The following is a 13,982-nucleotide window of genomic DNA, read 5'->3' as shown; positions in this document are numbered from 1 at the left end:
TGGTCCGAGCCATCAAACTGCACCCCGGACGATGATCGGCTGGCTGGTCGCGCGGTCGTTGATCAGCTGGCGACCATCCATCTCGGCCAGTGTCAGGCCTATCTCCGGATCGGCAGGCGGGTTGCGCATCGCAACTTCGTCCAGCGATACGATCGCCTCCATCAGCTCGCGATTGTAACCACCAGTCGCCTTGTGAACGAAGTACACGAGATCATCGGCAATCTTGACCCGGCAACGTTCGTTCAGGAAGCGACGCACATCGTCCACATCCGCAGGCCGGAACCCAACATAGCGAGAGACCCGGCTGCTGACCTGCGGAAACCGCTTGAGCTGGTCACGGATCGTGCCCATGCCGACCAGGATGACCGGAACAGCCGCCAGATCAGTGATGTCGCGGATCAGCTCGACCATCGACGCCTTCTTGGCGACGTGATCGGCTTCGTCGATGACCACGGCGAATTGCCGCTTGGCCATGTCAGCAGATTGTGCCTGGCGACTCAGCGTTGCCAGAACCGCGTTCATCCGCTTTTCCTGCCCGTGCGGCAGTGCCTCCTGGCATTCGGTCAGGATTTCGCCCAGCAGCCAGTAAGGCGTCCATTCGGACTTGGCGCGCAGATACACGCACCGTTCTTGGACGGCCCAGCGGCTCAGGATCGTGGTCTTGCCGAGGCCGGGCTTGCCGTCGATCACGACGAGGCGGCATTCCTCTGCACCGCGCGTATTCAACCCGCGCAGGCCATCCTGAAACCTTTGCCAGTTCTTCGTCTGGACGAAGCTATTTGTCATGGGGGGGGTACTCCACTCTGCTCTTTGAAAGTTCGCATTTTCGCGCGCAGGGCCTCGGGGTCGTACCCTGCGTGCTTCATGAGGTTGTCGCCCACGCCAAAGCGCAGGAAACGGACCATCAATTCGTATCGGCCTTCGGTCATCTCCATCCGACCGCTCAGCAGATCAGCTGACAGCAGCAGATCTTCCGAAATAACCTCGTCGTCCGGATCGGGCGTGCGCTCGACAACGCGGGGCCGAACACGAACCGGCTCGGCAGCGGGCGGCAACACCTCGGGCAATGTCTCTTCGGGCGCGGCATGTTCGATGAATAGCGGCGCACGCGCGGCGTCCTCGACAGCCTGCATCTTGACCGCAAGCCGCTGACGCTGACCCTTCAGGCGGCGCTCCTGGGCGGCTTCGACCATCGGACGCGGCATGTAATGAGTGCTGTTCCCGGCATATTCAGCCACACAGATCAGACCGCCCATCTCGCCATCGTCGCCGAGCGAACGCACCCAGACACGCTGCGCATCATGAATGTCGTACCCCACCAGAACCTTGAGGCCGTCGTAGGGCTGCAAATCCGGGTGGAAATAGATGTTACTCAGGAACTGAACCTCGCCACGGCGCGCGGTCCGCTCCATATGAGGCCGGAACAGATCATCGATCTCGACTGCGGTTGGCACAAAAGGTGCAAACCCTGCGGCCTCGGCCTCGGCCCATGCCTGGTTCGGACTGCGCGCGATCCAGCGGCCGGTCGCGCGATCGCGGACCCGCAGGGCATCGTGCGGTGCATCGTTGTAGGCCGCGACAACAGCAGCGGCCCGTTCCATGAACAGCTCCCAACCGCAGACACGGTGACTGGTCCCGACTTCGCGAATGTCGCGCCGCGTTGCGCGGTGCATGACGTTGGCCGCCTCGCGATCCATGGGCGCGCCGAGGTAGGTGTCGAACTCCTGCGCAAACGGGTTCCAGACTGAGCCGTTGAACCGCTCGATGATCCCGCGCGCCTGGCTGTTGTACGGCAGCGAATGGCTTGTCGTGGTGCCGAGGCGCGCGCAGAGGCCGTGCACAGGCCCATCCATGCGGGCGTTGCGATAACCCGGACCATTGTCGGAGTAGAAAATCGCCGGGATCCCGCAATCGGTGACCGCCATGCGAACGGCATCGGCAACCGCATCGGTGTTTTCGGCCAGCGACAGGCTCCAGCCCACGCAGCGACGCGTGGCCACGTCCAGGATCGACGTGATCTCTGGCTTGAACGGCTGGCCGTGGACGGGATGCGCGATCTCGGCGTCGAACAGCTTGCCGTCGGCGATGTAGACAGCGGTCGGGTCCAGCATCGATGTATCGCGGCGCTTGAACGCCATACGGGCCTTCAGCGCATTCGCCCCTTCACGCCCGCGATGGGCGTCAAGATACCGCTCGGTCCCTTGTAGCGATGCAATAGCCCGCTTGCATTGGGCATAGGAGACCGGCTCATTGACGAGACCCGACTTCAGCAGGTCGGCGTGGGCTTTCTTCAATGCGGGCTTCTGCGGGCGGCAATAGAACCGCAGCAGACGCGGCAGCCAGGGCCAGGCATCGTCGGCGCTGGCAGGACGCGTATTTTGTGGTGCGAGCGCCGCAACGCCGCCCTCGCATTGCTCCTTAATCCAACGATAGACCGCGGGCCTGCTTAGACTGCGACGCCCCTTGTCGTTCGCATCGCCGCACGCGTCGAACAGGGGGGCGCTCAGCACGCGTTGGTGTTCAGGCAGGGCGGTATCGCTTTTGAAATCCGCGATCAACGACAGGATCGCCTGGCGTTGGCTCTTGCCTTCGGTGATGACGCGGCGCTGAACCTCCATCAGGACCTGGGCGCGGGCTTCCATGACCCGGCGACGACGGCCCGACAGGGTGGTGACCGGATCGGCCTCGCGCTTCAGAGCCGGTGGCTTGGGGGCCGCAGGGGTGAGGGCGCGTTCGCGGCGCAGTTCCCAGTCGGCCAGGGCCGCAGGTGGCAGACAGGTGACGTGGTATTCCCAGCCGCCACCGCGGCCAGCGCGCTTGCGGGCTAGATTGGGCCCCAGCTTGCGCCATTCGTCCTGCCGGGCGCGCGCTGTGATTTTCTGGGTAGATTTAGGTAGGCCTTCAAGGCCCATCGCCGCAATCTCGGCGGCTGTCATCCATTCCTTCATGCTGAGCGCCTTTGCTGATGGATGCGATCGGCCTTTTCGGCCTGCAGGGCACGCAACTCTGCCTCCAGCAGGTCGAATTCGATCAGATCCGCATAGGCGTCAGGCACCACGGCACATCCCGCGGGACGCGCGACGAAATCGACCAGTTCAGGCATTTCGACCGCTGCGATCAGCGCCATGAACCGTTCCAGCGTGATCCGGTGATCGGTCCGCGTCTGGGCGGCATAGCCGTTCAGCATATGCACACTGACCGGGGCACCCAGGTAATCCGACATACGGCGCGCAATTTCACCCCGACCCAGGTCGCTGGCCTTTATCGCCCAGGCCACGACCAGGCTGATGCGGTCTGTCAATGTAGGTGCTGTCGCGACGCCGTCAGGCAGCCGGTGGCGGGCAGGCATGGCCCAGCCCTGGGATGGGGTGAAATAGGCCATCAGATCAAACCCGGACGCTTGCGACGACAGACGTCACACAGGCGGTGATGCGGGCCCTCGGATTTGATGATGGTCTGACAACACATGCATGGTCGTTCGCGGGTCGTCTTTGACCTGCGAAATTCCTTGGCAAGAATACCCATCCGAGCTGCAGCGACAGAATAGCTTTCTGTTTCGTGGATGACGCTGTCTGTGCGGGTGTCGATAACATGGTAGGCACCTCCTTTGCGGCCGATCGCAAAGGGTGGATCGGCCTTTAGGATTGTGATCGCGGATTTCAGGGCGTGCTGGATGACGGGTCTGACAGCGTTCATCTGCCACCCTCCGAAATCATCTTCCGGCGATATGCAGCCAAATTACGAATTTGAATTGCCATTGTCCGGTCGGTTTCTTTTGGCGACAATTCCAGATCCCGCACGTCTTTTGCAAAATGCCGGGCAGTCGCATTTACCTCGGCAACGGAATTGCAGCGGTTCAGTGCGGATTTGATGTCATCGACAATCCAGTCATCCGGCTGGCGATGCGGGTGGCGATCGAAATCGGCGAATTGGGGGGATGTCTGCGCCATCGGTCAGCCTCCGAACAGGAATGCATCGGCCAGCGCCGCAATCACCAGGATCGCGACAATGGCGTAGACAAAATGCAGCCCGATCGGGCCACGATCCTCCTGCGCCCATTCAGGGTGTTCCGGCAGGCTGTCGTTCAGGCGGTCCTCGTGTTCCTCATTCATCATGACGACACCCGTGCGCCCAGGTGCAGCCGACCCATGGCAGCCAGCGCCCCCAGCAGCGTTTCGCGATGCGCCAATGGCGGATGCCACCCCCAGTACCGCAACTTGTCGATGGACAGATTGCGGACCTCATAGCCGGTGTCCGCCTTGACCACGGCCAGGTGACCGGTCCGCTTCAAGACATCGCCGGGGTTGGCACAGGCATGGTCGCTCAACGCGACCTCGCGGAATGACACGGCCGTGACGCGCGGGTTTGATGCGATATGTCCCATCAGTGCTTCACCTCACCCTTGGCGCGCTGTGCGGCATTGGCGATCTCGATCTGGGTAAACATTGCCTCGACCGCATCGCCGTATGCGCTGATTGCCTTCGTGACGTGCGGCTGGCTCATGTCACCAGAGCGGCAGGCTTCGACCATGTCGGCCCAGGCGCGCAGCATGGCGACGGCCTCTTTGCCAGCGATCTGGGCAAGCGGATTGAACGCGTCCTGCATGACCGCCATGCGACCGGACAACGGGTGGACCTTCAGCTGATCGCAGATCGACGTGATCGCCGCCCAGACGGACGCACCTATCACACGATCCTCCAGTGAACCGTCACCGGATCTGATCTCGTTGCGCTGATACGTGGTGCCAGATTTGGTCATGCCTGCACCTCGTCGCGAATTAGACGTGACTGCGCGGCCATGTGTGCGTTAAGACGGCGTCGGACCATTTTGTGCAGGGGGAGGCCCCGATCATCGTAACGGTCCGGCCAAATCTGGTGCGCTGGAACGCCTAGCTCTGATGCGATGGCGGTTTCTGCGGAATAGTTCGGACGCGATGCGGCGTTCGCGACGGCTGACCTGTTCAGGTCATGGCGGCGCGCAACCTCTGCATAGCTCAGGCCTTGTTTCGTGAGTGCGCACAGGACGTCAGCCGGGTGCCACGGGTGTTTTGCCTTGCTCATGTTGGTCCTTTCGGTGGGCGCTGGCGGGCGCACATTTGACGACGACATGAGAGGAAGTTGGCGCTTTTTGGCTAGCTTATCAAGCTGTTTTTGGCTCAATAGGGGCAAATTCAGGCATTTTTCTGCCTGTATTTTGTTAAGTTACTGATGTAACTACCTTTATTTCGAACCTGAACGCAGCGCGAAAAGCTGAACGCTGGCGTTCAAGTTAGGAATTTAAGATGAACCTCGCGGACAGGATCAAAATTTGCGTGGATCGAGCCAATTCTGGTGAGGTCTATGCAAAAGCTATCGGCATTCCTCGGCGCACATTGGGAAACTATCTGGCCGGAGTAAGTGAACCGAAAGCTTCGGTACTCGCCAAAATGGCGCAGGTGTCTGGCGTCTCAGTCGATTGGCTAGTCACTGGTACACCACGACATGGCCCTGCTCCTGGCAAAGGCACACTTCATTCCAAATTAGTTCGCCGCTACGACGTTCAGCTTTCGGCTGGTAGTGGTTCAATTTCGGACCGTGCCGAGGAGTTGACGCCGATCCCCTTTGCGCCTGACTTCTTTTCCAAGAAGCTGGGCGGCCGGAACCCGGACCGCATGGTCATCGTCGATGCGCGTGGCGACAGTATGGTGCCGACCCTTGGCGATGGCGACCTGGTCATGATCGACACGTCAGAGGTCGATGTCCGCGACGCCATCTATGCCGTGTCCTATGGCGATGCGCTGTTCATCAAGCGCCTGGCGAAACGCGGCGACCGGATCGACCTGATCTCGTCCAACCCAGAATACCCCGTCGAACGCATCGAAGGTCCCGACCTCGCCCAGCTCGAGATCATCGGCCGCGTCGTCTGGATCGGCCGCGCCCTGGTCTGACGCAACATTTGGGATCGTTTGTGTCTCAAACGTCGCGTCCCCTTGCGTCGCGATCCGAACATTTGTGTCTCAAACCATAAATAATCGCCAATCAGCGATCCGCCTTGGTTTCAAAGGCCCAACGACGCTTCAGCCTGATCGACGCTTTGTCTCAAATGTCTCAGTCCCCCACAGCTGAGACAACAAATACCGATTGCCAGAACAGGGGCCTTCATTCGTCCTGCGGTGCGGCGGCAAAAGGATCCGGATTGCAGCGATCATAAACAAAGGCGTAGCCGTTCCAGACCATGATGATGCCGTCGTCTTCGGCCTTGTCCATGACCATCGCGCGTTCCGTGAATTGCTGGTCCTCACCGCTGCACTGCATCGTGTAGAGCAGCGCATCCATTTCGAGGACATTGACCGGGTCGGACATCCGGCATTCGGCCTCGACACCGTAAAAGATTCCTTCTGCGATCCGCACCGCGCCGCCATCCACACCGACCAGCGCGCATTCGGAATTCGCGGTTTGTTTGTAGGTCCCATCGTAGGGTCCGGCCAAAACCGGCGCGGCCATCAGACTCAGGCTGATCGTGCAGAAGATGGAACGCATCACGGCTACTCCTTTGTCGTGCGCCGCCACAATACGCAGCCCGGCACGATCTGTCATCTCTTGCGCGTTAACCGCCCATTGACCCGACATGGCGCAAGCTGGTGTCGGACATCGGGGCCAGTGTCACGTCAGTATCGCGGCCGCGTTGACCCCACAGGAACTGAACCCGGACAGGTCGAAACAGGACCTGTCGCAGGAACGCTGACATGCAGGCTTTTGAACACTTGCGCCGTGACGGGCGCACCGAACTGCGCGCCGTCTACCGCGAGGGCCTGCCTCTGTGCTGGGTCGTCGGGCTGTTCGGCCTGATCGTGAACATGCTGATGCTGGCCGGTCCGATCTACATGCTGAACGTCTATGACCGCGTGCTGGGATCGCGCAGTGTGGAAACCCTGGTCGCACTCACAATCCTCGTGGCATTCCTCTATGTGGCGATGGGGCTGCTCGACGTCATGCGCGGACGGATCATGATGCGTCTGGCCGCGCGTTTTCAGGCCCGGCTGGATGATCGGGTCTTTGACGCCGTTTTGCAGGCGCATGCGTCACAAGCCGCATCGTTGCAGGCACAGACCGGACTGCGCGACCTTGAAGCAGTGCAAAGGTTGATGGCCTCGCCTGCCTTGCTGTCGGCGTTTGATCTGCCATGGATACCCGTTTTTTTCCTGGGAATATTTGTCTTTCACCCGCTGCTGGGCAGTCTCGCCCTGGCAGGCTGCGCCCTGTTGATCGGCGTGGCGGTGATCAACCGATACGTGACGCGCAGGCCGCTTTCGACGGCACAGACCTCGCAGCAAGAGGCTGAAACCCAAGGCGCATACATCCGCAGCGCCAATGAGGTGATCCGGGCGATGGGCATGCGCCGCGACTGTTTCGCCCGGTGGCAGGTCGCGCGCGACCGGGCGCTGGATGCAGCCCTTGTCGCGACACAGGCCAGCAGCACCAGCAACGGCGTGATCAAGACGCTTCGCCTGTTTCTGCAATCGGCGATGCTGGGACTGGGGGCATACCTCGTGCTGCGCGGTGAACTGACCCCCGGCGGGATGATCGCGGGGTCGCTTCTGATGGCGCGCGCGCTCTTGCCAGTGGAACAGATCGTAGCGCAGTGGACCGTATTCCAACAGGGCCGCGCGGCGTGGCAAAACCTGTCAGTCCTGCTGGGCGTCAATCCAGTGCCGCACAGACGCATGTGCCTGCCACCTCCCAGCGCAGATATGCTGGTCGATCAGATGACCGTCGTGCCGCCGGGTGCGCATCACCCGGTGTTGCGTGCCGTCAGTTTCGCGGTCGCACCCGGCCAGGCCGTCGGTGTCATCGGCGCGTCAGGTGCCGGCAAATCGGCGTTGGCGCGTGCATTGACCGGCATTTGGCGACCTGTCGGTGGAACGGTCCGGCTCGGTGACGCAGCGCTGGATCAATATGATCCCGACGCATTGGGCCGGCACATCGGCTATCTGCCCCAGCAGGTGCAACTGTGCGACGGCACGATCAGGGACAACATCGCCCGCATGTCGATGCAGCCGGACGATGCCGCGGTCGTCACCGCCGCGAGGCAGGCGGGGGCCCACGACATGATCCTGCGCCTGCCAGCTGGCTACGACACCCGTGTGGCGACCGATGCCTGCCCCTTGTCGGGGGGGCAAATCCAGCGGATCGGACTGGCGCGCGCGCTCTATGGCGACCCGGTCCTGCTGGTACTGGACGAACCCAACAGCAACCTCGACGACGATGGTTCTGCCGCATTGAACATGGCCATCCGCACAGCCAAGGCCGCGGGCAAGGCTGTTTTCATCATGGCGCACCGACCGGCGGCAATCCGGGAATGCGACCTGTTGATCGTGCTCGAAGGGGGGACGTGCCGGGCGTTCGGCCCCAAGGATTCGGTGATGCGCAAGGTGCTGCACAATGCGCACGACATCCAACCCCTGCCGGCCAGGGCCGCCGGAATGCCATGACCCGGTGCATCATGGATCGCTGGTCCGCGCGTGGTCCGGTGATCACGGGTGGCTTGACCTTGTTGCTGCTGCTGTGCGGCCTGGGCGGATGGGGCGTGCTGGCGCATATCAGCGGTGCCGTCATCAGCCCTGGACAGGTCGAGGTCGACCGCAGTCGGCAGGTCGTCCAGCATCCCGACGGCGGCATCGTTGAGCGTATCCTTGTCCGCGAAGGCGAGGCGGTTCAGGCGGGCGATCTGTTGATCGCGCTGGACCGCGACGGGCTGGCCGGTGCGCTGGCGGCACTGGATGCGCAGATATTGGGCATGCGCGCGCAGCAAGCGCGTCTTGTGGCGGAACGCGACGGCGGCAGCGCCGTCCGGTTTGCCCATGACCTGCTATCGGCGGGCGGCGCAGCGCAAGACGTCATGGAAGGCCAGCGCAGGCTTTTTACGGCAAGGATCGACACGATCAGCGCCCGGACCGCGCAACTGGACCGGCAACGTCAGCAGATTGCAGCGCAGGTCGTGGGTCTGGACGCGCAACGGGCCGCGCTGACCACGCAGCGCGACCTGATTGCCAGCGCCCTCGCCGACCAGCAATCGCTGCTGGATCGCGGATTGGCGCCGGCCAACCTGGTCATGGGGCTGCAACGCGAACAGGCGGAACTGTCAGGACGCCTGGGGCAGGTGATCGCCGAAACCGCACGGGCCGCCGAACGGATGACGGAAATAGACATCCAGATTTCCGGCCTGACGATGACACGCCGAGAAGAGGCGATCACGCACCTGCGCGATCTGCGCGCCGACATGCTGGATCTGGCCGAACGTCGCAGGCTGCTGCAACAGCGTGTTGACAGGCTGGCGATCCGCGCGCCGGTGTCCGGCGTCGTCCACGGGCTTCGGGTCCATGCACCCCGGTCGGTGATCCAGCCCGCAGACCCCCTGATGTACCTGGTGCCGCAGGACCGACCGCGTGTCATCACCATCCGGGTACAGGTCGGGGACGTCGAACAGCTGTTCTTGGGCCAACAGGCAGTCGTGCGGTTTCCCGCCTTTGACCAGCGCCGCACGCCCGAGCTGTCCGCACGCGTGACCCAGATCAGCGCAGATGCCTTTGAGGATGCACAATCAGGCATGCCGTTTTTCCGTGCAGAAGTTGCATTGAACCCCGGTGAAATCGACCGCCTGCCACCTGACCTGATGCTGCTTCCCGGCATGCCGGTCGAGGTATTCGTCAAGACCGCCGGACGGTCAGCGCTGTCCTACCTGATCAAACCGCTGACAGATTATTTCGCCCGAGCTTTCCGCGAGTCGTGATTGCCCTTTACGCCCTGCCCGCGTAGCGTCGGCCCAAACCCGACAGGAGCGTGCGCACATGAGCAAAATCGAAGAAAAACTGGCCCAGATGGACGTCACCCTTCCGGACGCACCGGCCCCGGCTGCAAATTATGTGCCCTATGTCGTCACCGGCAACATGGTCTATGTGTCCGGTCAGATCTCGCAGGGGCCGCAGGGCAACATGTTGGGCAAACTGGGCGAAACCGCATCCATCGAGGACGGCGTCGCCGCGGCGCGTGCCTGTGCGATCAGCCTCTTGGCGCAGCTCAAGGCGGCCTGCGGCGGCGACATCGACCGGCTGGTTCGCGTGATCAAGCTGACCGGGTTCGTGAATTCGACCAGCGGATTTACCGACCAACCCAAGGTCATCAACGGTGCCTCTGATTTTCTGGTCGCAGCCTTGGGTGACAAGGGCCGGCACGCGCGGTCAGCTGTCTCTGCCGCGTCACTGCCCCTGGGTGTCATGGTCGAGATCGAAGCGATCTTTGAAATCGCGTGATGCTGCCATCATCCTTTCTCGCGCGGCCCATCGCGCACCGCGCCTATCATGACGCAGGCAAAGGCCGCGCTGAAAACGCCTTGTCATCTGTCGCTGCGGCCGTGGCGGGCGGCTACGGGATAGAGGTCGATCTGCAATGCGCCTCTGACGGGGTGCCTGTCGTGTTTCACGACTACGACCTGCGGCGCATGACGATCGAAATGGGGCCGATCGCGCAGCGCAGCAGCGCCCAACTGGCCCAAATTCCACTGATGGGCGACGGCGGGACGATCCCGACCCTGAAACAGGTGCTGGATGTCGTGGCCGGCCGTGTGCCGCTGCTGCTTGAAATCAAGGATCAGGACGGCGGCCTTGGCCCCAATACCGGCCCCATCGGCCGGGCCGTCGCTGCGCTGCTGGAACATTACACCGGCGACGTGGCTGTGATGTCGTTCAACCCGCATCATGTTGCGGAAATGGCCCGTCTCATACCCGATGTGCCGCGTGGTTTGACGACCGGCGGCTTTGACATCGCAGGCTGGCCCACGATCCCGCAGCCGACGCTGGAACGGCTGTCGGGTATTCCCGACTACGATCATGTGGGGGCCAGTTTCATCAGCCATGACCGGGCGGAATTGGATCACCCACAGGTGACAGACCTCAAATCCCGCGGGGCGCAGGTGCTGACCTGGACGATCAGATCGCCCGAACAAGAGGCAGAAGCCCGCAAAATCGCGGACAACATCACATTCGAGGGCTATCCGGCTTGACGCCGTGGGCACGCCGCCCACGTTGCACCCCATGACAGAACCCGCCATTGAACTGACCGCCTTGCCATCGCTGGACGGCATCGACGCCGCCGATTGGGATGCCTGCGCCGCCCCCGAGGGCGACCGCCCCGTTGACCCGTTTACAACCTATCGTTTCCTGCGCGCGCTGGAGGATTCAGGTTCGGTCGGCGGCCGGTCCGGCTGGCAACCGCGCTATCTGGTTGCCAGGTCAGAGGGTCAGGTGATCGCGGTCTGCCCTCTCTATGCCAAGGGGCATTCACAGGGCGAATATATCTTTGATCACAACTGGGCCCATGCCTATGAAAACGCAGGTGGTGCCTATTACCCCAAGCTGCAGATTGCCGTGCCGTTCACACCAGCCACCGGGCGGCGTTTCCTGACCCGGTCAGGCCATGAGGTCGTGGGCATGGCCGCACTTGTTCAGGGGGCCGTGCAGATCGCGGCCGACAACGACCTGTCGTCGGTCCACGCCACATTCTGCACCGAAGCCGAGGCACTGGCAGGTGCTGAAATGGGCCTGTTGCACCGGATCGGCCAACAATTTCATTGGGTGAACAATGACTATGCCGATTTCGATGCCTTTCTGAACGACCTGTCCAGCCGCAAACGCAAGAACATCCGCAAGGAACGCGCCACCGCTCAGGGCTTTGGCGGCCGGATCGTGCAACTGACCGGTGACGCAATCCAGCCGCACCACTGGGACTCCTTTTGGCGATTCTATCAGGACACCGGGAACCGCAAATGGGGCACGCCCTATCTGACACGGGCATTCTTTGACCACGCGCAGAACAGCCTGCGCGACGACATGCTGCTGGTGCTGGCGCTGGACGGGGACCGCCCTGTTGCGGGCGCGCTGAATTTCATCGGGCGCGATACGCTGTTCGGCCGCTACTGGGGCAGCACCGAATACCACCCGGCGCTGCATTTCGAACTGTGCTATTATCAGGCCATCGATTTCGCGATCGCGCAGGGCATGAAACGGGTCGAGGCGGGTGCGCAGGGCGAACACAAGCTTGCCCGGGGCTATCTGCCGGTCCCCACCCATTCACTGCACTGGATCGGTGACCCGGGTTTCCGCGACGCCATTGCCCGCTATGTCCAAGCCGAGAAACGCGCCGTCGACGAAGAAATCGAGGTGCTGACCAGCTACGGCCCCTTCCGGCGCGAAAACAGAGAGGAACAACAATGACCGACAAACTGACAGGCACCGACCGTGATGAGGCCCTCGCCCCACTGCTGGCAAATGGCTGGACCGTTCAGGACGACCGTGACGCCATTCACAAGGAATTCGTGTTCAAAAACTTTGTTCAGGCCTTTGGCTGGATGACGCAGGCCGCGATCCACGCCGAAAAACTCAATCACCACCCCGAATGGTCCAATGTCTATAAAACTGTCCAGGTGACGTTGACGACGCATGATGCAGATGGTTTGTCGCCGCTCGACGCAAAATTGGCGAAAATCATGGACGATCTGGCGAGGACTGCATGAACGATCTTTTGACGACCCCCATTCTGAACGGCAGATCGATCGCCGATCTGCTGACGCTTGAATTCCTCGTGTCGATCCTTGGAAACGTGCTGTCGGCCATCGTGATCCTGATCATCGGCTTTGTGATCGCAGGATGGCTCAGCCGTCGGATTTCCAACATGGGGCAGCGCAACGCGCATCTGGACGAGACGCTGTTCACCTTTCTCAGCAACATCGTGCGCTATGTCATCATCGGCTTTGCGCTGTTGTTCGTCCTCAACACGTTCGGCGTTCAGACAACCAGCGTCGTGGCTGTCATCGGTGCCGCCGGTCTGGCCATCGGTCTGGCCCTGCAAGGCACGCTGTCGAATGTCGCAGCTGGCGTCATGATCGTGTTCTTCCGGCCGATCAAACTGGGCGATTTCGTCGATATCGGCGGGCAGATGGGCACGGTGAAATCCATCAACCTCAATTTCATCGAACTGGCCAGCATCGGGAACGTGCAGATCATCGTTCCCAACTCCGAGGTTTGGGGCAACATCATCACGAACTATTCGGTCTATCCGCAGCGACGTGCCGAATGGACGATCGGTGTCGCCTATGGTGCGGATCTGGCTGTCGCCGAAAAGGCGATCATCGACACGATCATGGCGGACCCCCGGTCCCTGTCCGATCCCGAACCGTTCATCCAGGTCACCAACATGAATGCCAGTTCCGTCGATTTCCTGGTGCGCGTCTGGTGCGAACGCACTGAATATTTCCAATATCAGGCCGACATGACCCGCGCGGTCAAAGAGGCGCTGGACAAGGCGGGCGTCGAAATTCCATTCCCGACCCGCACCCTCGTGATGCAAAACGCGGAATGATATGGTCCTGCGCCGGGACTTTCCCCGGCGCAGGAACCACGGCGTTCAACCCATCTGGTCCAACAGGTTTTCGCCGCCGGAAATATCGCACTGACCGGGGCCGGGTTCCTCGTTCAGGATCGTGACGATACCGTCATCAACCAGCATCGCATAACGCTTGGACCGGTCAATGAAGCCGACCGGCGGGGCAGTGAAATTCATGCCGATGGCCTTGGTGAATGACGCCTCGGCATCGCCCAGCATCGTGATGCCCGCATCGATGGCACCCGTCGCTTCGCCCCAGGCCTGCATGACGAACGGATCATTGACGGACAGGCAGATGATTTCATCGACGCCCTTTTCACGCAGTTGCGGGGCGGTGCGGATGAAACTGGGCACATGCGCCGTGGTGCAGGTGCCTGTATAGGCCCCCGGCAAACCAAAGATGACAACCTTGCGGCCTTTGATCTTGTCGTGAATGTCCACGCCAGTCGGTCCGTCCGGCCCCATGGTCAGAACGGATGCGTTTGGCAGGCTGTCGCCAGTGGTGATGGTCATGGTCGCTCCTTGCGAATTGCGTCTGTACCTCAGACATATAAGGTGCGACGCAGC

19 protein-coding genes are annotated in these 13,982 nt (G+C 61.7%); 8 read left to right on the top strand and 11 right to left on the bottom strand.

The features are described from left to right. Positions 1-12 precede the first annotated feature (12 nt). From AN189_RS12955 to AN189_RS19730, 9 genes are read right to left on the bottom strand one after another with little or no spacing between them, the layout of a single operon-like run. The gene (locus tag AN189_RS12955) at positions 13-786 is read right to left on the bottom strand and encodes an AAA family ATPase (protein WP_056036560.1); all 774 of its coding nucleotides are present in this window, start codon (positions 784-786) and stop codon (positions 13-15) included. After that, a complete protein-coding gene (locus AN189_RS12950; RefSeq protein ID WP_056036558.1) occupies positions 783-2,948 on the bottom strand; it encodes a Mu transposase C-terminal domain-containing protein in 2,166 nt (721 codons plus the stop codon). The genes AN189_RS12955 and AN189_RS12950 overlap by 4 nt, the downstream gene beginning before the upstream one ends. Next, complete coding sequence (locus AN189_RS12945) at positions 2,945-3,382, bottom strand: hypothetical protein (protein WP_056036556.1); 438 nt, start codon at positions 3,380-3,382, stop codon at positions 2,945-2,947. The genes AN189_RS12950 and AN189_RS12945 overlap by 4 nt, the downstream gene beginning before the upstream one ends. Beyond that, on the bottom strand, positions 3,382-3,696 hold the full coding sequence (locus AN189_RS12940) for a hypothetical protein (protein ID WP_056036553.1): 315 nt from the start codon (positions 3,694-3,696) through the stop codon (positions 3,382-3,384). The genes AN189_RS12945 and AN189_RS12940 overlap by 1 nt, the downstream gene beginning before the upstream one ends. Further along, positions 3,693-3,950: a hypothetical protein gene (locus AN189_RS12935; protein WP_056036551.1), complete on the bottom strand. Its 258-nt coding sequence runs from the start codon at positions 3,948-3,950 to the stop codon at positions 3,693-3,695. Before AN189_RS12935 ends, AN189_RS12940 begins: the two co-directional genes overlap by 4 nt. A gap of 3 nt (positions 3,951-3,953) precedes the next feature. Then, positions 3,954-4,115 carry a hypothetical protein gene (locus AN189_RS19170; protein WP_157057489.1) on the bottom strand — a complete coding sequence of 54 codons (162 nt, stop codon included), beginning with the start codon at positions 4,113-4,115 and terminating at the stop codon, positions 3,954-3,956. Then, complete coding sequence (locus AN189_RS12930; RefSeq protein ID WP_056036549.1) at positions 4,112-4,384, bottom strand: hypothetical protein; 273 nt, start codon at positions 4,382-4,384, stop codon at positions 4,112-4,114. Before AN189_RS12930 ends, AN189_RS19170 begins: the two co-directional genes overlap by 4 nt. After that, the gene (locus tag AN189_RS12925; RefSeq protein ID WP_056036547.1) at positions 4,384-4,758 is read right to left on the bottom strand and encodes a hypothetical protein; all 375 of its coding nucleotides are present in this window, start codon (positions 4,756-4,758) and stop codon (positions 4,384-4,386) included. Before AN189_RS12925 ends, AN189_RS12930 begins: the two co-directional genes overlap by 1 nt. After that, positions 4,755-5,060 (bottom strand): helix-turn-helix domain-containing protein, encoded by a 306-nt coding sequence (locus AN189_RS19730; protein WP_056036545.1) that lies wholly within the window; start codon positions 5,058-5,060, stop codon positions 4,755-4,757. Before AN189_RS19730 ends, AN189_RS12925 begins: the two co-directional genes overlap by 4 nt. A gap of 221 nt (positions 5,061-5,281) precedes the next feature. Here AN189_RS19730 and AN189_RS18825 point away from each other — a divergent pair, with 221 nt between their 5' ends. Next, the gene (locus AN189_RS18825) at positions 5,282-5,926 is read left to right on the top strand and encodes a S24 family peptidase (protein ID WP_083484402.1); all 645 of its coding nucleotides are present in this window, start codon (positions 5,282-5,284) and stop codon (positions 5,924-5,926) included. A 211-nt stretch (positions 5,927-6,137) separates the two neighbouring features. On the opposite strand, the gene AN189_RS12910 is transcribed toward AN189_RS18825, so the two are convergent. Next, positions 6,138-6,518 carry a hypothetical protein gene (locus tag AN189_RS12910; protein ID WP_056036640.1) on the bottom strand — a complete coding sequence of 127 codons (381 nt, stop codon included), beginning with the start codon at positions 6,516-6,518 and terminating at the stop codon, positions 6,138-6,140. A 206-nt stretch (positions 6,519-6,724) separates the two neighbouring features. Here AN189_RS12910 and AN189_RS12905 point away from each other — a divergent pair, with 206 nt between their 5' ends. Genes AN189_RS12905 through AN189_RS12875 form a run of 7 tightly spaced genes read left to right on the top strand, consistent with a single transcriptional unit; the run spans position 6,725 to position 13,391 of the window. Beyond that, positions 6,725-8,470 (top strand): type I secretion system permease/ATPase, encoded by a 1,746-nt coding sequence (locus tag AN189_RS12905; protein ID WP_056036541.1) that lies wholly within the window; start codon positions 6,725-6,727, stop codon positions 8,468-8,470. Further along, positions 8,467-9,768, top strand: a complete 1,302-nt coding sequence (locus tag AN189_RS12900; RefSeq protein WP_056036540.1) for an HlyD family type I secretion periplasmic adaptor subunit — start codon at positions 8,467-8,469, stop codon at positions 9,766-9,768. Before AN189_RS12905 ends, AN189_RS12900 begins: the two co-directional genes overlap by 4 nt. Positions 9,769-9,826: 58 nt before the next feature. Then, positions 9,827-10,288, top strand: a complete 462-nt coding sequence (locus tag AN189_RS12895; RefSeq protein ID WP_056036538.1) for a RidA family protein — start codon at positions 9,827-9,829, stop codon at positions 10,286-10,288. Continuing rightward, entirely contained in the window at positions 10,288-11,037 is a 750-nt protein-coding gene (locus tag AN189_RS12890) for a glycerophosphodiester phosphodiesterase family protein (protein WP_056036536.1), read from the top strand. Before AN189_RS12895 ends, AN189_RS12890 begins: the two co-directional genes overlap by 1 nt. A gap of 31 nt (positions 11,038-11,068) precedes the next feature. Next, positions 11,069-12,247, top strand: a complete 1,179-nt coding sequence (locus AN189_RS12885) for a GNAT family N-acetyltransferase (RefSeq protein WP_056036534.1) — start codon at positions 11,069-11,071, stop codon at positions 12,245-12,247. Beyond that, positions 12,244-12,546, top strand: a complete 303-nt coding sequence (locus AN189_RS12880; RefSeq protein WP_056036531.1) for a 4a-hydroxytetrahydrobiopterin dehydratase — start codon at positions 12,244-12,246, stop codon at positions 12,544-12,546. The genes AN189_RS12885 and AN189_RS12880 overlap by 4 nt, the downstream gene beginning before the upstream one ends. Then, positions 12,543-13,391 carry a mechanosensitive ion channel family protein gene (locus AN189_RS12875; RefSeq protein ID WP_056036529.1) on the top strand — a complete coding sequence of 283 codons (849 nt, stop codon included), beginning with the start codon at positions 12,543-12,545 and terminating at the stop codon, positions 13,389-13,391. The genes AN189_RS12880 and AN189_RS12875 overlap by 4 nt, the downstream gene beginning before the upstream one ends. A 45-nt stretch (positions 13,392-13,436) precedes the next feature. Here the strand turns inward: AN189_RS12875 and AN189_RS12870 are convergent, their stop codons facing one another. Further along, positions 13,437-13,928: a peroxiredoxin gene (locus tag AN189_RS12870; protein WP_056036527.1), complete on the bottom strand. Its 492-nt coding sequence runs from the start codon at positions 13,926-13,928 to the stop codon at positions 13,437-13,439. Positions 13,929-13,982 lie beyond the last annotated feature (54 nt).

It is taken from the genome of Loktanella sp. 3ANDIMAR09 (assembly GCF_001420005.1).
Lineage (GTDB): Bacteria > Pseudomonadota > Alphaproteobacteria > Rhodobacterales > Rhodobacteraceae > Loktanella.
The sequence above is the reverse complement of the archived record's forward strand: the minus strand, read 5'-3'. Positions and strand labels throughout refer to the sequence as shown.